Here is a 17,440-nt window from a genome sequence, read left to right as displayed (position 1 = left end):
TTTTCGATGTATTCGAACGCCATGAGCTCACTCAACTACAAGCATTTGCGCTACTTCTGGATGGTGGCAAAGACCGGCAGCATCGCCACGGCCGCCGCGCAGCTCCACCTGACGCCGCACGCGATCTCGGGGCAGCTGTCCGAGTTCGCGGCCACGCTGGGGGTGCAGCTGTTCCGGCGCGCCGGGCGCAACCTCGAGTTGACCGAGGCCGGCCGGCGCATTGCCCGCTCGGCCGAACAGATTTTCACGGTCGGGGATGAATTGCTGGAACTCGTGCGGAACAGCCAGCTCGCGTCGCCGCAACCGTTTCGCGTGGGGTGTGCCGATTCGGTCTCGAAACTCATCGCGTGCAGGCTCGTGGAGCCGGCCCTGAAGCTGGAGGAACCGGTCAGGCTCGTGTGCCGCGAAGGCCGCCTCGACAACCTCCTCGCGGACCTGGCCGTCCACCGTCTCGACCTCGTCATCGCGGACCGGACGATCCCCGCGCACTTCAGCGTGCGTGCCTACAACCACTTGCTTGGGGAAAGTTCGATGACCGCGTTCGCCACCGCGGACCTGGCGGCCCGGCTGGGACCGGATTTTCCGGCGTGCCTCGAGAATGCCCCGGTGCTGTTCCCCGGCGAGGATGTCGCGATCCGTGGCCGTTTGCTGCACTGGCTGGAAAGCGGCGACATCCACGTCCGGGTCATCGGCGAGTTCGACGATAGCGCGATGATGCAGGCATTCGGCCAATCAGGGGCGGGGGTGTTCTTCGCGCCGACGGTCATCGCGGCGCAGGTGTGCGACCAGTACCAGGTCGTGGCGCTCGGCACGGTCGATGCGGTGGTCGAGCAGGTCTACGCGATCACGACCGAACGGCGCATGAGCCATCCGGCCACGGTCGCGATCGGCGCGCTCGCGCGGGACATGCTGTTCAGGGCTTGATGTGCGGCTGCGTGGCGCCCGGGTTCAGGATCTGGTTGGTGTCGATCTGGTCCTTGTTGATCACCTGGGGGTTACCGGTCTGGTGCCGGCGCGGCAGCATGCTGCCGGTGGGGGGCTCGCGGTCCTCGCGCGAGAGTTGGGGGCCGTCGCTGGTCGGCGCTTCGGCGCAGCCGGCCAGGACGCATGCCGCTGCCGCGGCGCTCAGGAGATGTTTCAGCATGCCTGGTAGTCCTTCGTTGATTGGTTTGGGTCTCGCCAATATAGTCGCGATACCGGATGAAATCTGTCATCGATTTGTCGCCGCGGCCTCCGCGAGAATCCAGTCCCGCACTGCCGCCAGTGCGCGGCTGTCCGCACCGGGCCGCGTCAGCAGCCAGTAGCCGTGATCGGTCGTCACGGGCGGCCGCGCCGTCGCCACCGCGAGCTTGCCTTCGGCGAGCAGGTTGCCGACCAGCGCCAGGCGGCCGAGTGCGACGCCCTGTCCGGCCAGCGCCGCCTGCACCACCTGGTCGTACTGGTTGAACAGCAGACGGCCGTTGCCCGACGTCCCCGTCTTGTGGCCGGCGCCGCGCAGCCAGTGCTTCCACTGGAGCCAGGGCCGCGAACTGTCGTCGTAATCGATCAGCACGTGCCGGCGCACCTGGGCCGGTTCCTCGATGGCCGACACGCCCAGCGACGGATGCGCGACCGGGATGAGGATCTCGCTGAACAGGCGGACCGCGCCGCCCGGCGCCGCCGCGTCGGGGCAGTAGCGGAGGGCGAGGTCCATGCCGTCGCGGTCCAGGTCCATCACGCGATTGGTGGCGGCGACGCGCACGTCGATGTCGGGCGAGGCGCGCTGGAAGGCGCCCAGCCGGGGCAGCAGCCAGAGCGCGGTGACGCCGATGGTGGCCGTGATGGTGATGCACGGCCGCTCGGCGGGAGGACGCAGCATACCGATCACGGACCCCAGTTGTTCCAGCATCGGATCGGCATTCCGGAACAGGTGCCGGCCCTCGGGCGTAAACTCGATGCTGCGATACCCGCGCACGAACAGGCGGCAGCCGAGGGTCGCTTCCAGCGCCTGGATCTGGCGGCTGACGGCGGACTGCACGATGCACAAGTCCTGCGCGGCCAGCGTGATGCTCATGCGGCGGCCCACCGCGACGAAGGTGCGCAGCAGGTCCAGCGGCGGCAGGTCGATCAGTCGGCTCGGCATGGGCAGGTTCCTGACATGCCGGTTCGGCATGCGGCACGGTCATTTTAAACGTTTGAAGGGCAGGCCGCGACAGCATGTAATGAAGACTCTTCGCCACTTCATCCAAGGACCCGGCATGCATCCCGCCACCGTCGACGCGACACTCGAGTACCTGCAAAGCGCAGACCGCAAACCCGTCACCTGGATGTTCGCGCCGCCCGGCGGGCATGCATGGGACACCGGCGATTACGCAGCCATGCCCGTGACGATCCGCGACGGCCGCGCCGCCGCCGAGCCGCCCGCGCTCGACCGCGAGGGCTTCCAGCTGTGCAGCGCTCCGAGCGCGATGCCGTCGTTCGCCGGCCGCGACGCCATCGAGCGCGTGTACTACCGCGAGATGGAGGCGCTGGCGCGGGCCGTCACCGGCGCGCGCCGCGCCATCGTGTTCGATCATCTCGTACGCCGGCGCGATCCCGGCACCCTGACGCCGTTCGGCGCGCGCGACGGCCAGCGTCCCGGCACCGCCACGCGCGTCCACTGCGACTTCACGCCGGCGTCGGCGCAGCGCAGGCTGGCGCTCGAGATGGAAGCGCACGGCTTGCGGCCGGCCGCGCGCCATGCGATCCTCAACCTGTGGCGCACGACCAGGCTGCCGGTGCTGGACGCGCCGCTGGCGGTCTGCGATGCGCGCACCGTGGCGCGGTCGGATCTCGTGGCCGCGGACATCGTCTACCCGACCCGCACCGGCGAGATCTTCGAAGTGCTGCACAACCCGGCCCACGCGTGGTCGTATTTTCCCGCGATGCAGTTCGACGAGGTGCTGGTGTTCAAGCAGTATGATTCCCTGGACGGCATGCCATGCTTCACGCCGCACGCCGCGTTCGCCCATCCGGACACGCCGCCCGGCACGCCGCCGCGCGAGAGCATCGAGATCCGCTGCCTTCTCATCTTCGACTGACAGGAGCCGTACATGGATACGATCGAATTCTGGTTCGACTTCGGCAGCAATTACAGCTACCTGAGCATGATGCGGATTCGTGGTCTCGCGGCCGCCGCGGGTGTGCGGGTGGTGCCCAGGCCATTCCTGCTCGGGCCGATCTTCAAGGCGCAGGGTTGGGAGACGTCGCCGTTCGTGCTGCAGGAGGCCAAGGGGCGCTATGTGTGGCGCGACATGGAGCGGCAGTGCGCAAGATACGGCTTGCGCTGGCGGCGGCCTTCCGTCTTTCCGCGCAACGGGCTGCTGGCCGCGCGGGTCGCGTTGCAGGGGGAGGGGACGGCGTGGGAATTCGCGTTCTGCGAGCAGGTCATGCTGGCCAATTTCGCGGATGACCGGGACATCGGCGACGAGGCGGTCATCGGTGCCATCCTGGCCGGCCTTGGCGTGGACGGCGGGGCGGTCATCGAGGCGGCGCGGTCGGAGGCGTGCAAGTCCGCACTCCGTGCGCGCTCGGCTGCCGCCCAGGCCCGCGGCATCTTCGGTGCGCCCACGTTCTTCGCGGGCGACGAGATGTTCTGGGGGAACGACCGGCTCGAGGACGCGCTACGTGAACAAGCGCTGCGCCACCGCGAGGACGAGCGCTAGGGCCGCGAGGGCAACCAGGACGCCGGTCCAGCCGGGGTGCCCGAAGTTGAGCGTCCAACCCATCATCGGCATGGCCTTGGGAACCAGCAGGCGCGTGTCGCGCTTGCTGGCATACAGGCCGAGCGGTCCGCGCCAGGTCCAGTTGGCCGGATTACGCCACTCGATCTCATTGATGTCGTCCTGCTTCATCTCTGCCGCCCCGGTCGGACAATTTCATTGGCACGATTGGCGGAAAACATACATCTCCGCGATTTTTCGCATTCGATCCATAGCATACAATCTCCCGCGACTGCCTGCATCATTCAACGTGCCAACAATAGGAACACCATGAGATTTGGGAAGTGCATTCTCGGGGCGACACTCGCCGCCGTGCTGGCGACCAGCGCCGCCGAGCCCGTACAGGCGCCTGCAAAGTCGACGTTCGACTGGACGTCGAGCGCACCGCTGATATCGCCTCAACCGGCTTCAGGCCAGACGATTTATGGTGTCAAAGACCCGTCGATCGTGTACGTGGACGGCAAATATCATGTGTTCATGACGACCGCCGGCTCCAAGGGCTGGGGGCTCGCTTACACGAGCTTCGGCAAATGGACGGACGCCGCGTCGGCGCAGATCGTCCCGCTCGACAAATCCCCGATGGGTCCGGGCTATCGCGCCGCGCCGCAGGTGTTTTATTTCGCGCCGCAGAAAAAATGGTATCTGGTCTACCAGGGCGGCGATCCGCTGTATTCGACGTCGGACGATATCGGCGATCCGATGTCGTGGAGCGCACCGAAACCGTTCTTTTCCGTTGCTCCGGACATCATCAAGCCACCGCAAGGGCAGGGCTGGCTGGACTTCTGGGTGATCTGCGACGACAAGAAATGCTATCTGTTCAATACCGATGACCATGGGCGCTTGCTGCGCTCGGAAACGGGGTTGAGCGAGTTCCCGAACGGCTTCCGCAATACCGTCGCGGTGATCAGCGAAAAGACCGAAGATGTATTCGAGGCCAGCAACACCTACCGGATCGCGAATTCGGCTACGTACATCACGCTGGTGGAGGCGATCTCGCCGAAAGGGCGCTACTTCCGCATCTGGAAGAGCGATCGCCTGGACGGAAAATGGGAACCGTTTTCGTCCGCGCCGATGAATACGTTCGCCGGCCACGATAACGTCGAACGGCTGTGGTCCGAAGGCATCTCGCACGGTGAAATGATACGGACAAATGCGGATCAGACGATGACGATCGATCCGTGCCGCCCTCTCGAATATCTGTTCCAGGGGAACGACCCGGCAGTGCGCGTGGACGATTACATCAAGCTGCCGTATCGCCTTGGTGTCATTACCGCGAAAGGCGGCAATCCGGTGAGCGCGCTCTGCCGCCGGTAGGCCGGGGTAAAGGCTACCCGCCCACGTAACGCCGCTCGAACCGCGCACCCAGCCGCGTCAGCACTTCGTAGCCGATCGTCCCGGCCTCCGCCGCGACGTCGTCGACATGCTGGTGCGGCCCGAGCAACTCGACGCTCATGCCCGGCTGCAGGCGCGCGTCCGGAATGCCGGTGACGTCCAGCGTGATGCTGTCCATCGACACGGTGCCCGCGACCGGCACGCGCACGCCGTCGATGTACGCGCTGCCGCGGCCGGACAGGGCGCGCAGCCAGCCGTCCGCGTAGCCGATGGCGATGGTGGCGATGCGGCGCGTGCCCTCCGCCACGTAGCGCGCGCCGTAGCCGACGGCGGCGCCCGCCTCGATCGTCCGTACCTGCACGATGCGCGCATCCAGCGAGACGGCCTGGCGCAGCGGGTTCGCATGGCCCGGCTGCGGGTTGATGCCGTACAGCGCGGCGCCCGGGCGCGCGAGGTCGTAATGAAAATCGGGACCGAGGAAGACGGCCGACGAATTCGCCAGGCTCGCCGGCATGGCGGGGAACTGCGCGCGGATGGCGTCGAAGCGCAGGCGCTGGCGCGCGTTCATCGGGTGGTCCGGCACGTCCGCGCAGGCCAGGTGGCTCATCAGCAGGACCGGGTCGAACGCGGCCAGCCAGTCGCGCGGCTCGCCCAGCGCGGCGAGATCGGCGGGCGCGAGGCCCATGCGCGACATGCCGCTGTCGGCCTGCACCGCGGCCGCGAGACGGCGGCCGATGCGTGCGCACAGGGCGCTCCATTCGCGCACCTGGCCCGGGTCGTTCAGCACCGGCGTCAAGCCGTGTTCGAGGAAGTCGGCGGCGGTGCCCGGCGGCGGGCCATGCAGGACGTAGACGGTGCTGCCGGGCGGGACGATGCCGCGCAGGCGGATGCCTTCGTCGACGTGGGCCGTGAAGAACACGCGGCAGCCCGCGCGCACGAGCGCGGGCGCCACGCGCGCCATGCCGAGACCATAGGCATCGGCCTTCATCACGCCGGCGACGACGGCGCCGGCCGCGCGTTCCGCCAGCAGGCGGTAATTCGCGGCGATGGCGTCCAGGTCGATCGTCAGGACGGCGCCGGCACGGGACGCATGGCCAGGATCGACGATGTGCGAGGGATGGGCGACCGCGTTCATGCCTTGGCCAGCTCCGCGCGCACGTTCGCGGTGCGGGTGCCGGCATAGCGGAACACGGCGAGGTCGTCGGCGTGGATGGCCGGGACCTTGCCGCTCACCAGGTCGGCGATGACGCTGGCCGAGCCGCACGCCATCGTCCAGCCCAGCGTGCCGTGGCCCGTGTTGAGGAACAGGTTCTTCAGCGGCGTCGCGCCCACGATCGGGGTGCTGTCCGGCGTCATCGGACGCAGGCCCGTCCAGAACGTGGCGCGCGCCACGTCGCCGCCACCCGGGAACAGGTCGTTCACGACGAGTTCCAGCGTCTCGCGCCGGCGCGGATTCAGCACCTTGCTGTAGCCCGCGATCTCCGCCATGCCGCCGACCCGGATGCGGTCGTCGAAGCGGGTCACGGCAATCTTGTAGGTCTCGTCGAGGATCGTGGAGACGGGGGCCCTGGCGGCATCGACGATCGGCACCGTGATCGAATAGCCCTTGAGCGGGTAGACCGGGACGCGGAACTGATCCTTCAGCAGCAGGCGCGAATAGCTGCCCAGTGCCAGCACGTAGCGGTCCGCCGTCACCCGGCCCCGCTCCTGTCCTTTCCTGGTCTGCACGCCGACGACCTGGCCATTGGCGATATCGAGGCGCTCGATCGCGGTGTCGAACTGGAAGCGCACGCCGAGGTCGCGTGCCATTTGCGCGAGCCGCGCCGTGAACAGCTGGCAGTCGCCCGTCTCGTCGTTCGGCAGGCGCAGGCCGCCGACCAGCTTGTTGCGCACGTGGGCCAGCGCCGGCTCGGCCTGCGCGAGCTGCTCGCGGCCGAGGACGTCGAACGCCACGCCGGCCTGTTTCAGCACCTCGATGTCCTTCGCGGCACCGTCGAACTGGGCCTGCGTGCGGAACAGCTGCAAGGTGCCTTGCTGGCGGCCTTCGTAGGCAATGCCGGTCTCGGCTCGGAGCGCACGGATGCAATCGCGGCTATATTCGGCCAGGCGTACCATGCGTTCCTTGTTGACGGCGTAGCGGCCGGCGTCGCAGTTTTTATACATTTCCCACATCCACTGGAGCTGGAAGAGGGAGCCGTCCGGCTGGATCGCCAGCGGCGCGTGGCGCTGGAACAGCCATTTGAACGCCTTCAGCGGAATGCCCGGCGCCGCCCACGGCGACGCATAGCCCGGCGAGATCTGGCCGGCGTTGGCGAAGCTGGTTTCGAGGGCCGGACCCGGTTGACGGTCGATCACGGTGACGTCGTGGCCGGCCTTCGCCAGGTAATAAGCTGTGGTCACACCGACCACGCCGCTGCCGAGTACGATGACGCGCATAGTTTTCCTTGTGTCTCTGTTATTCTAAAATTAGAAGATGTTTTTATTGTAGTGGTAGGAATGCGATAATTGTTTCGGTTTGCCATCAACTTTTCAGTGAAAAATCATGCGCGTGCAAAAAGACTCGAACCGTGTGCTGGACCGCATCGACCTGCACATCCTCTCCATCCTGCAGGACGACGGCCGCATCGTGATGAAGGACCTGGCCGAGCGCGTCGGCCTGTCGCTGACGCCGTGCATCGAGCGGGTCAAGCGCATGGAGCGCGACGGCGTCATCGCGGGCTACCACGCGCGCGTGGCGCCGCGGGCGCTGGGGCTGCAAGTCCTCGTGTTCGTGGAAATCACGCTGCGCCAGAAGTCGGAGCAGGCGTTCGAGCGCTTCCGCCGGGCGATGCTGGCGATTCCCGAGGTGATGGAGTGCCACCTCGTGTCCGGCGATTTCGACTACCTGATCAAGGCGCGCATTCCGGAGATGACGGAATACCGCAGATTACTGGGCGAGATCCTGCATGTGGCGGACGGCGGCCAGTCGAAGAGTTACGTCGTGATGGAAGAGGTCAAGGAGACACTGGCCGTGTCGATCGCGCGCTAGTCGCCGTCGCGCAGCCACGACTTCGACCGGGAGCGGGCCACGATGGGGCTTTCCACCGGCGTGGGGGCGACGAAATCGCGCTCCACCTGGCCTGGATCCGCGTGCGGCTGCGCGGGCCTGGCCGACATATGGGACTTCACCCCGACCGCGCAGCGATAGATGACCGCGGCCCCGGCGATGATGATCGCGCTGACCGTGATCGCGAGGCCGTCCGTCCGGCCGGCCACGACCAGGATGCAGGCCACGACGATGAGGTCGAGACAGACCAGATAGTTGAAGCGGGCGGGGCTATCAGAATCGTTAATTTTTACCGACATACGAACTTCCGGGGAAACTTGCGGTGACGCGATGCTGGCGCGCCGCAATCGATCGAACCCCGGCATTCTAACATTTCCACATGGAAATATCAGTACTCGACACGGCGTAAAGTCCCGGACGCTGAACCGGGTGGTCGAACCCGGGTCGGCGACAAGCGCGGCGTGTCATTCCGCCCGATACAGCGGCAACGCCAGCTTCACCGGCCGCACGTCCATCCGCACCCGGTACACCGAATAGGTATCGGCCCGGTTCGACGTCCAGCCCTCGCTCTCCGGCGTGCGCGTAAAAGTGAATTCGAAGCCGCGGTCGGCCGCGGCGCCGGCCGGGTCGCCGAACGCGATGCCCGTGGCGCGCGCCTGGTCGCTGTCGCACAGCTTCATCAGCAGGTCGACGACGGCCGTGTTGCCGAGGATATCGGCGGCGAACAGCGGGCCGCGGTACGACGGGTCGGCCGGGTCGACTTTTTCCTTGTCCGGGCCGGGCGTGAAGCGGCCGCTGGCCGGGTCGTAGCGGTCGCCGCTGTCGAGGTAGCTGATGCGGGCGCCCGTGACGTTGAAGTCGGTGCGCGCGGCGTCCACGCTGGCCTGGCCGAGGTCGAGCAGCAGCGCGCCCTTGTAGCCGATGACGGCGATCGAGCGGTCCGGCGCGACCACGGCCGCCGTGTTCTCGTCGATGCCGAGGCCGAGTTTGTAGTGCTTGGCCAGCATCGCGGGCAGCATGCGGGCGAAGCGGCCGCGGATCAGCAAATGCTGGTCGACGAACACCTCGTCGCCGATGAAGCCGAGGCCCGGCGCGATGTCGCGGCCGTCCGTGATGCCGTCGCGCAGCGTGGGCAACGGAGCGCGGCCTTCGTAGAACATGGTCTTGCTCATGATGGCGGCGCCGGCGCTCGTGCCCGCGATGACGCCGCCGCGCCGGTACAGGTCCCACAGCGCGTCCAGCACGGCGCTGGCGCCGCCGTCGGCGTGGCGCAGCGCGGCCGTGATGCGGCCCTGGTCGCCGCCCGTGAAGAACGCGCCGCCGGCCGAGCGCACGCTGGCCGCCAGCTGCGGGTCGTCGGCGGCCCGGCGCACGTCGGTGCCGGCCAGCCTGGCGGCCAGCGGCACGACGAACGGGCGGGCGCCGTAGCTGGCCAGGATCTCGGCCGTCAGGCGGCCGGAGCGCTCCGGATTGCCTGCCGCCGTCGGGAACACGGCGATGCGCGCGCCGCGTCCGCCGGCGAGCTCGACGATCTTCTTCCACACGGGGGCGTTGTCGGCCCGCAGCGCGCCGCCCGCGATGACGAGCGACCCCTTCGCGCTGCCCGCGGGTGCCTGCGCGTCCGCGCGCGCGGCGGCCGGCGCCAGGCCGAGGCTCAGTACGAAAGCGAGGGGCAGGGTCGGAAAGCGGATCGCCATGGGGTCGTCTCGATGCGGATGGGAATACAAAGCATGATACCCGTGCCCGGCCTTGCGGCCAAAGCCGGTATCATCCGGGTATGCATTCAGACTGGAGCCAGTATGTTGATCGTGACCCACAGCGGTAAATTCCACGCGGACGATGCATGGGCGGTGGCCGTGCTGCTGTTGTTGTATCCCGGCGCGGAGCTCGTGCGCACGCGCGACCCCGCGATCATCGCGCGGGCCGACGTCGCCATCGACGTGGGCGGCGAGTGGAACCCGGCCGCGGGCCGCTTCGACCACCACCAGAAGGGCTTCGACGGCGCCCGCATGAGCGGCGTACCGTATGCCAGCGCCGGCCTCGTGTGGCGCGAATACGGCGCGCGCTGCGTGGCGCTGCTGGCCGAACGGCACGCGGGCCACCGATTGTCGGAGGAGGGCGCCCAGCAGATGGCGTACGCGATCGATGCGGACGTCGTGCAATACCTCGACCTGTCCGACGTGGGCGCGGCCCGCAACGCGCCGGGCAGCTATGGCCTGTCCGCGATCGTCTCCGGCTTCAACCCGAACTGGCTCGACGAGCAACGGCTCGGCTATGGCCCGGCGGCCGAGGCCTACCGCGACGAGCAGTTCCGGCGCGTGCTGGGCCTGCTCACGGACCTGATGATCAATGCGGTCAAGTACCGCGTCGGTGCGCAGCTCGCCGTGGAGCAGGTGCGGCATGCCGAGGTGCTCGAAGGCGGCCGCGTGCTGTATCTGAAAAATGCCGCGCTGCCGTGGACGGCCATCGTGCGCAAGGAGATGCCGAAAGTGCTGTTCGTCGTCAGCTACAGCCTGGCCGAGCAGCGCCACATGATCCACACGGTGCCCGTCAGCGCCGAGAGCTTCGACGCGCGCGCCGACCTCCCGGCCGCCTGGGCGGGCCTGCGCGATGCCGACCTGGCCGCCGTCACCGGCGTGGCGGATGCCGGTTTCTGCCACAACGGCCGCTTCATCGCCGCCGCGAAGTCGTTCGAAGGCATTCTCGAGATGGCGCGGCAGGCGCTGCGCGAGGTGGATGCGCAGGCCTCGACAGCGTGATCAGCCGTTACGATTTCATCAAATGTGTGTGGTTTTTTGGTGCGAAATCGCCGAAAAGTGACAGAGATTCTTGCTGGTCTTTACACCGACACGCAGTTCGCGTCTAGAATTTCCCAAAAGAATCAACTTTTTCGGGATGGGACATGAAATCGGTTCAGCAGGAAGTCGACGAGCGCAGCAACCTTACGGGCACGAACAAATTCGAGCTTTTGCTTTTCCGTCTCGGCGGCGACGCCAGCGGGGAGCACAGCGAGCTGTTCGGCATTAACGTCTTCAAGATCCGCGAGATCGTCGCCATGCCGACGATCACCAAGGTGGCCGGCGCGCCCGACCACGTCCTGGGCGTGGTCAACCTGCGAGGCCAGATCATCCAGGTCCTCGACCTGCCGGGCATTGCCGGCGTCACGCCCAAGACCGGCCTGAACATCATGCTGGTGACGGAATTCGCGCGCACCACGCAGGCGTTTGCCGTCGAGAGCGTGGAAGAAATCGTGCGCCTCGACTGGACGCAGGTGATGTCGGCCGAAAAGAGCGCCGGCAGCGGCATGGTCACGAGCATCGCGCGCCTCGAACCGGTGGACGGCCAGCCGGCCCGCCTGGCCCAGGTGCTCGACGTCGAGACGATCCTGCGCAACCTGAATCCGGAAGCGCAGACCGAGAACATCGAACAGGCCGTCGGCGCCAAGATGAAGCTGAAGCCGGGCGCCGTGATCCTGGCCGCGGACGATTCCGTCGTCGCGCGCGCGCTGATCGAGCAGGGCCTGGACGCGATGGGCCTGCCATTCGTGATGACGAAGAGCGGCAAGGAATGCTGGGAACAGCTGAACCACATCGCGGCCGCGGCGGAAGCCGAAGGCAAGACCGTGCACGACAAGGTCGCCCTCGTGCTGACCGACCTCGAGATGCCGGAAATGGATGGCTTCACCCTGACGCGCAACATCAAGTCGAACGCGCGCTTCGGCAACATGCCGGTCGTGATCCACTCGTCGCTGTCCGGCACGACGAACGAGGAACACGTCAAGAATGTCCGCGCCGACGCCTACGTCGCCAAGTTCTCGGCCGAGGACCTGTCGCGCACCCTGCGTACGCTGCTGCGCCAGTAGTTCTCCTCACGCGGTGCCGGCATCGCCGCCGGCGCCGTGCTGCATCGCCCTTCTGAGTTGTTGTGGGGCAACATCTCCAAGCTGTTTTTGCGTGGGCCTTGTGCTACGCCAATAGTCATGTCGCATAATGACTGCTCAGGATGCTGTTTCCCACCTTTTCAGAATCCCCATGCCACACCCCACAACGTTTATCGCGAGCATCTGGACCACGGATACGGACGGCGTCTGCACGTCGGTCGTCGACCACGGCGCCGGCGCGCTGCCGCCGTTCGCCGTCGCGACGCGCCTGCAGGACTGGGTGGGTTCGTACGTCGTGGACCGCCAGGCGGCGGACGATGTCGCGCATGCGCTGGCCGGGCACGTGGCGTTCGGCCATGAAGTCGAGCTCCGCGGCATGGATGGCCGCCTGCGCCGGGTCGTCGTGTCCGGGCTGCCGACCGTGGATGCGGACGGCCGCTGCGCGGGATGGTCCGGCACCTTCGCCGACGTCACCGCGCACAGGGCCACGCTCGACCGCGCCTTGCGCAGCGAGGCGGAGCACCGCCTCATCGCCGACCACAGCATGGACCTGATCGCGCACTGCGGCGTGGATGGGCGCTACATCCACGTGTCGCCGTCATACACGACTGTCGTGGGCTGGGACGCGGCGCAGATGGTGGGGCGCAGCGTCCTCGAGTTCCTCCATCCGGACGACCAGGCGGCGGCCGGCGCCGCGCTCGCGCGCATCCTCGCCGGTGAAGACATCGCCGACGTGGTCGCGGTGCGCAAGCGGCACCGCGACGGTCATTACGTCGAGCTTGGCTCCAAGGTGCGCAAAGTGACGGATCCGGTCACGGGCACCGTGTTCGGCGCCGTCCTCGTGTCGCGCGACATCACGCGCGAAAGGGAGATGTTGCACCGCGTCGAGGATGCGCATGCGCGCTTGCGCACGATCCTGGAAAGCATCGAGGACGGCTTCTTCTCGGTGAACCGCAACTGGGAGATCACGTACGCCAACACGCTGGCCGAGGTGTTCGCCGGGGTCGAGCCCGGCACCTCGGGCGGCAGGGTGTTGTGGGACCTCGCGAACGACCTGGACGGCACCGAGACCGGCGTCATCTACCGGCGGGCGATGGCGACGCGCTCGAACGCGGCGTTCGAGACATTCTACGAACCGGAAGGCGTGTGGCTCAGCGTGCGCGTGTATGCGCACGAGGAGGGACTGTCGGTTTTCTTCCACGACATCACCGACCGCAAGCGCGCCGAGGAGCGGCTGGAGCAGCTGGCCACGCGCGACGACCTCACGGGCCTGCCCAACCGCGCGTGGCTGAACGGCCATCTGCGGTCGATGCTGGGCCAGGCGCGCGGCCAGGCGGAAACCACCGTCCTGTTCATCGACCTGAACCGCTTCAAGGAAGTCAACGATTCATTGGGCCACGCGGCCGGCGACCATCTGCTGCGCCAGGTGGGCCTGCGCCTGCAATCGTGCCTGCGTCCGGGCGACGTCGTGGCGCGCCTGGGCGGCGACGAATTCGTCGTGGCGGCCCATTGCGCGGGCCGCGGCGCCGCCGCCGGCATCGCGCAGCGGCTGCTGGAGACCCTCACCAATCCCTTCCACATCGACGGGCTGGAGATGTGCGTGGGCGCGGCTATCGGCATCAGCCTGTCGGGCCAGGACGGCGCCACGCCGGAGCTGCTGTTCCAGAACGCGGACACGGCGATGTACAAGGCGAAGGCGCTGGGCGCGAGCTCGTACCAGTTCTTCGAGCCGGAGATGAGCGTGGAAGCGCGCCGCCGCCTGCAGGTGGAGGCGGCGCTGCGGCGCGCGCTGGAGCTGGGCCAGTTCGAACTGTATTACCAGCCGCGCATCGACGTGCGCACGTGGCGCCTGCGCGGCGTGGAAGTCCTGCTGCGCTGGAAGCATCCCGAACTGGGGCAGGTGTCGCCGCTCGAATTCATCCCGATCGCGGAAGAGCGCGGCCATATCGAGGCGATCGGCCGCTGGGCGCTGCGCGAGGCCTGCCGTGTCGGCAAGCGCCTGTCCGACCAATACGGCACGCAGTTGCGCGTGTCGGTGAACGTGTCGGCGCGCCAGCTGCGGTCGGCGGAGCTCGTGGCCGACGTCGAACAGGCATTGCGCGAATCCGGTTTTGCGCCGTCCGCACTGGAACTGGAGCTGACGGAGAGCGCGCTGATCGACGACATCGACCAGTCCGTCGACGTGCTCCACCGCCTCAAGCGCCTGGGCGTGAAGCTGGCGCTGGACGATTTCGGTACCGGCTATTCGAGCCTGTCGTACCTGAAGCGCTTTCCCGTCGACGTGCTGAAACTGGACCGCTCGTTCTTCCTCGACGAGTGCCCCAACGGCGACGAATTCGTCGCGGCGCTGGTCCACATGGCGCACGCGCTCGGCCTGACCGTGGTCGCGGAAGGCATCGAGACGGAAGAGATGATGGAGATGCTGCGCGGCTGCCGCTGCGACGAAGCGCAGGGCTATCTGTTCGCGCGGCCGATGGCGCTGGCGGAGTTCGACAAATTCCTGCAGTGCGAGGTGCCGGGCGCGCAGGCCGCGTGACACCGCGCAACGTCTTTCCCGCGCAGGCGAGAATCCATGCCGGGTATGCCAACTACGTTCTTCATTTCCGCCTCGTTGGCTACGAAGAATCGACTTCGAGCAGTCAGCATGGGTTCCCGCTTTCGCGGGAACGACGACGTCAGCGCGCGTAGCTCGGCTTCTTCGGGTCGTACTGCCAGCCGGGCACGAGGTAGCGCATGGCCATCGCGTCGTCGCGCGCGCCGCCGGCGACCTTCTTGTACAACTCGTGCGCGGCGAGGATGCGTTCCATGTCGGGCTGGATGCCCAGGCCCGGCGCATCCGGCACCGCGACCTGGCCGCCCACGATCTGCAACGGTTCCGTCGTCAGGCGCTCGCGGCCTTCCTGCCAGATCCAGTGCGTGTCGATGGCCGTGATGTCGCCCGGCGCCGCGGCGGCGCAGTGCGTGAACATCGCGAGCGACACGTCGAAGTGGTTGTTCGAGTGCGAGCCCCAGGTCAGTCCCCAGTCGTGGCACAGCTGCGCGAGGCGCACGGAACCCTGCATGGTCCAGAAGTGCGGGTCGGCCAGCGGGATGTCGACGGCGCCCAGCAGGTGCGAGTGCGCCATCTGGCGCCAGTCCGTCGCGACCATGTTCGTCGCCGTGCGGATGCCCGTGGCGCGCTTGAATTCGGCCATGATCTCGCGCCCGGAATAACCGCCCTCCGGACCGCACGGGTCTTCCGCATACGACAGCACGTGGCCCTGGCCCTTGCACGCGGCGATCGCTTCCGCCAGCGACCAGGCGCCGTTCGGGTCCAGCGTCGCGCGCGCATCCGGGAAGCGCCGCTTGATGGCGGCCACCGCCGCGATCTCGTCTTCCGGCCGCATCACGCCGCCTTTCAGCTTGAAGTCGCGGAAGCCGTATTTGTCGACGGCGGCGGACGCCAGGTCGGCGATCTGCTCGGGGCTCAACGCTTCTTCGTCGCGCACCTTGTACCAGCCGTCCTTGGCGGCGTCGCCGTCGTACGGCAGATCCGTCTGCGTGCGGTCGCCGATGTAGAACAGGTACGCGAGCATCGTCACATGCGTGCGCTGCTGGCCGTCGCCGAGCAGTTCGCACAGCGGCACCGCGAGGTGCTGGCCCAGCAGGTCCAGCAACGCCGCCTCCACGGCCGTCACCACGTTCTCCAGGCGCAGGTTGATCTCGTGCGGCTGCTTCATGACGGCTTCCTCGGCGCTCGACGTCACCTGGTGGCTCACGCCGGAAATCGCCGCGCGCAGCACGTTCAGGGTGCGGTTGTAGCGCGCCACTTCGGTGCCCGTCACGAGCGGCACGAGCCGCTCCAGCGCGCGCAGGATGCCATTCGAGCCGGGCACCTCGCCCATGCCGGTGTTGCCGGCGCTGTCCTTCAGCAGGACGAGGATACGGGTGAAGTAGGGCGCGTGGGCGCCGCACAGGTTCAGCAGCATGCTGTCGCGGCCGGCCACGGGGATCACCTGCATTTCGGTGATGATCGGGCTGGCGGCGCGCTGGATGAGGGGCATTGTATGGGTCTCCTGGTGATGTCGGGCATACGAAAAAAATATATCTCGTTGCCCGTAACATTGATCTAAACTAGAATGGTAGCGCAACCATTTGCCCAGTGTGAAGGAATAACGATGTCCCGTCAATCGATTCTGGCAGCCAGCCTCCTGTGTCTCTCCCTCGGCGGCTGTGCCGCCATCGCCGTCCAAACCCCCGCCGGCGAACACTGGGTCGCCTCGTGGGGGAGCGCCCAACTCGTGCCGGAAGGCCAGAACGAACTGCCCGCCGCGCAGTGGCAGGACGCCAGCCTGCGCCAGATCGTGCGGGTGTCGCTGAGCGGCGACCAGCTGCGCGTGAAGCTCACCAATGCGTTCGGCACGACGCCGCTCGTGATCGACGCCGGCAGCGTCGCGCTGGCGCGCGCGCCCGGCAAGGCCGACGTCGACGGCGCCAGCCTGCGCCCGCTGCGTTTCGGCGGCGCCGCGTCCGTCACGATTCCCGCCGGCGCGGAATACGTGAGCGACCCGATCGACCTGCCGCATGCGGCGGGCGCCGACCTCGCCATCTCGCTGCATTTCGCCCAGGCGCCCGCGCGCCAGACGGGCCACCCGGGCGCCCGGGCGACGAGCTTCCGCGTGCCCGGCAACCAGGTCCAGGCCGCGAGCTGGCCGCAGGCCGACACCTTCACGCGCTGGTACCAGATCACGGGCGTGGAAGTGCCGGCCCGCGCCGGGGCGCACACCGTCGTCGCGATCGGCGACTCGATCACGGACGGCTACGGCGTGAATCCGGATACCTATGCGCGCTGGACGGACGGCCTCGCGACCCGCCTGCGCGCCGCGGGAATGACGAACGTCGGCGTCGTCAACGCGGGCATCGGCGGCGGCCGCATGCTGCGCGACGGGCTGGGCCCGAACCTCGTGTCCCGCTTCGATCGCGACGTGCTGGCGCGGCCCGGCGTCACGCACGCCATCGTCATGATCGGTGTGAACGACTTCGGCGTGCAGCACCGGAACAAGGAAGACACGCCGGCGGCGCGCGCGGCCCTGCTGGACGACCTGAAACAGGCCTACCGCCAGATCGTCGCGCGCGCCCACCTGCAGGGCGTGTGCGTGCTGGGCGCCACGATCACCCCGTACGGCGGCAGCGGCTACTACGCGCCGGGTCCGGACAACGAGGCCGACCGCCTCGCCTACAACCAGTGGATCCGTACCGCGGGCGTCGTCGACGGCGTCGTCGACTTCGATGCGGCGCTGCGCGATCCGGCGCATCCGGACCACCTGTTGAAGACCCTGGACAACGACGGCCTGCATCCGTCCACCGCCGGCTACAAGGCGATGGCGGACGCGGTGCCGCTGGAGCAGCTCAAGACGTGCCGCATCGCGCGCTGAAACCACCTATAAAAACATCAGGAGACTT

The 17,440-nt window shown here is 67.6% G+C and carries 17 protein-coding genes; 9 read left to right on the top strand and 8 right to left on the bottom strand.

All coding sequences use genetic code 11. The features are described 5' to 3' along the window. Positions 1-21 precede the first annotated feature (21 nt). Complete coding sequence (nhaR, locus tag QPK29_RS06220) at positions 22-924, top strand: transcriptional activator NhaR (protein WP_371771406.1); 903 nt, start codon at positions 22-24, stop codon at positions 922-924. Here the strand turns inward: nhaR and QPK29_RS06215 are convergent. Together QPK29_RS06215 and QPK29_RS06210 are read right to left on the bottom strand one after the other, a co-directional pair. Continuing rightward, positions 914-1,144: a hypothetical protein gene (locus QPK29_RS06215; protein WP_371771407.1), complete on the bottom strand. Its 231-nt coding sequence runs from the start codon at positions 1,142-1,144 to the stop codon at positions 914-916. The genes nhaR and QPK29_RS06215 overlap by 11 nt on opposite strands. A 66-nt stretch (positions 1,145-1,210) precedes the next feature. Next, on the bottom strand, positions 1,211-2,122 hold the full coding sequence (locus QPK29_RS06210; RefSeq protein WP_371771408.1) for a LysR substrate-binding domain-containing protein: 912 nt from the start codon (positions 2,120-2,122) through the stop codon (positions 1,211-1,213). 115 nt (positions 2,123-2,237) lie between these two features. On the opposite strand from QPK29_RS06210, the gene QPK29_RS06205 reads away from it, so the two are divergent. Next, on the top strand, positions 2,238-3,059 hold the full coding sequence (locus tag QPK29_RS06205; RefSeq protein WP_371771409.1) for a CmcJ/NvfI family oxidoreductase: 822 nt from the start codon (positions 2,238-2,240) through the stop codon (positions 3,057-3,059). 12 nt (positions 3,060-3,071) lie between these two features. Then, positions 3,072-3,683 carry a 2-hydroxychromene-2-carboxylate isomerase gene (locus QPK29_RS06200; protein WP_371771410.1) on the top strand — a complete coding sequence of 204 codons (612 nt, stop codon included), beginning with the start codon at positions 3,072-3,074 and terminating at the stop codon, positions 3,681-3,683. On the opposite strand, the gene QPK29_RS06195 is transcribed toward QPK29_RS06200, so the two are convergent. Beyond that, positions 3,642-3,872, bottom strand: a complete 231-nt coding sequence (locus QPK29_RS06195; RefSeq protein WP_371771411.1) for a DUF5808 domain-containing protein — start codon at positions 3,870-3,872, stop codon at positions 3,642-3,644. The genes QPK29_RS06200 and QPK29_RS06195 overlap by 42 nt on opposite strands. 36 nt (positions 3,873-3,908) lie before the next feature. Here QPK29_RS06195 and QPK29_RS06190 point away from each other — a divergent pair, with 36 nt between their 5' ends. Continuing rightward, complete coding sequence (locus QPK29_RS06190) at positions 3,909-5,054, top strand: non-reducing end alpha-L-arabinofuranosidase family hydrolase (protein ID WP_400189738.1); 1,146 nt, start codon at positions 3,909-3,911, stop codon at positions 5,052-5,054. Positions 5,055-5,067: 13 nt separating this feature from the next. Here QPK29_RS06190 and alr read toward each other — a convergent pair whose 3' ends face one another. Continuing rightward, positions 5,068-6,207 carry an alanine racemase gene (gene alr, locus QPK29_RS06185; protein ID WP_371771413.1) on the bottom strand — a complete coding sequence of 380 codons (1,140 nt, stop codon included), beginning with the start codon at positions 6,205-6,207 and terminating at the stop codon, positions 5,068-5,070. Then, on the bottom strand, positions 6,204-7,508 hold the full coding sequence (locus tag QPK29_RS06180; RefSeq protein WP_371771414.1) for a D-amino acid dehydrogenase: 1,305 nt from the start codon (positions 7,506-7,508) through the stop codon (positions 6,204-6,206). Before QPK29_RS06180 ends, alr begins: the two co-directional genes overlap by 4 nt. Before the next feature lie 106 nt (positions 7,509-7,614). Here QPK29_RS06180 and QPK29_RS06175 point away from each other — a divergent pair, with 106 nt between their 5' ends. Then, positions 7,615-8,100 carry a winged helix-turn-helix transcriptional regulator gene (locus tag QPK29_RS06175; protein WP_160410490.1) on the top strand — a complete coding sequence of 162 codons (486 nt, stop codon included), beginning with the start codon at positions 7,615-7,617 and terminating at the stop codon, positions 8,098-8,100. Here the strand turns inward: QPK29_RS06175 and QPK29_RS06170 are convergent. After that, positions 8,097-8,483, bottom strand: a complete 387-nt coding sequence (locus QPK29_RS06170) for a hypothetical protein (protein WP_371771415.1) — start codon at positions 8,481-8,483, stop codon at positions 8,097-8,099. The genes QPK29_RS06175 and QPK29_RS06170 overlap by 4 nt on opposite strands. 99 nt (positions 8,484-8,582) lie before the next feature. After that, positions 8,583-9,815 carry a cyanophycinase gene (locus tag QPK29_RS06165; RefSeq protein ID WP_371771416.1) on the bottom strand — a complete coding sequence of 411 codons (1,233 nt, stop codon included), beginning with the start codon at positions 9,813-9,815 and terminating at the stop codon, positions 8,583-8,585. Positions 9,816-9,917: 102 nt separating this feature from the next. Between QPK29_RS06165 and QPK29_RS06160 the strand changes: the two genes are divergently transcribed. The 3 genes from QPK29_RS06160 to QPK29_RS06150 all read left to right on the top strand — a co-directional run bounded on the left by QPK29_RS06160 (position 9,918) and on the right by QPK29_RS06150 (position 14,534). Further along, positions 9,918-10,877, top strand: coding sequence for an MYG1 family protein (locus tag QPK29_RS06160; RefSeq protein ID WP_371771417.1), 960 nt, complete (start codon positions 9,918-9,920; stop codon positions 10,875-10,877). 143 nt (positions 10,878-11,020) lie between these two features. Further along, positions 11,021-11,980, top strand: a complete 960-nt coding sequence (locus QPK29_RS06155) for a chemotaxis protein (protein ID WP_056133461.1) — start codon at positions 11,021-11,023, stop codon at positions 11,978-11,980. A 169-nt stretch (positions 11,981-12,149) separates the two neighbouring features. Further along, entirely contained in the window at positions 12,150-14,534 is a 2,385-nt protein-coding gene (locus QPK29_RS06150; RefSeq protein ID WP_371771418.1) for an EAL domain-containing protein, read from the top strand. A gap of 139 nt (positions 14,535-14,673) precedes the next feature. Here QPK29_RS06150 and QPK29_RS06145 read toward each other — a convergent pair whose 3' ends face one another. After that, positions 14,674-16,041 carry an enolase C-terminal domain-like protein gene (locus tag QPK29_RS06145; RefSeq protein ID WP_371771419.1) on the bottom strand — a complete coding sequence of 456 codons (1,368 nt, stop codon included), beginning with the start codon at positions 16,039-16,041 and terminating at the stop codon, positions 14,674-14,676. Between the two features lie 114 nt (positions 16,042-16,155). On the opposite strand from QPK29_RS06145, the gene QPK29_RS06140 reads away from it, so the two are divergent. Then, positions 16,156-17,412 carry an SGNH/GDSL hydrolase family protein gene (locus QPK29_RS06140; RefSeq protein ID WP_160410486.1) on the top strand — a complete coding sequence of 419 codons (1,257 nt, stop codon included), beginning with the start codon at positions 16,156-16,158 and terminating at the stop codon, positions 17,410-17,412. Positions 17,413-17,440: the final 28 nt, after the last annotated feature.

It is taken from the genome of Massilia orientalis, assembly GCF_030411975.2.
Lineage (GTDB): Bacteria > Pseudomonadota > Gammaproteobacteria > Burkholderiales > Burkholderiaceae_D > Telluria > Telluria orientalis.
Note: the sequence above shows the minus strand (reverse complement) of the source record. Positions and strands in the feature narration are given on the sequence as shown.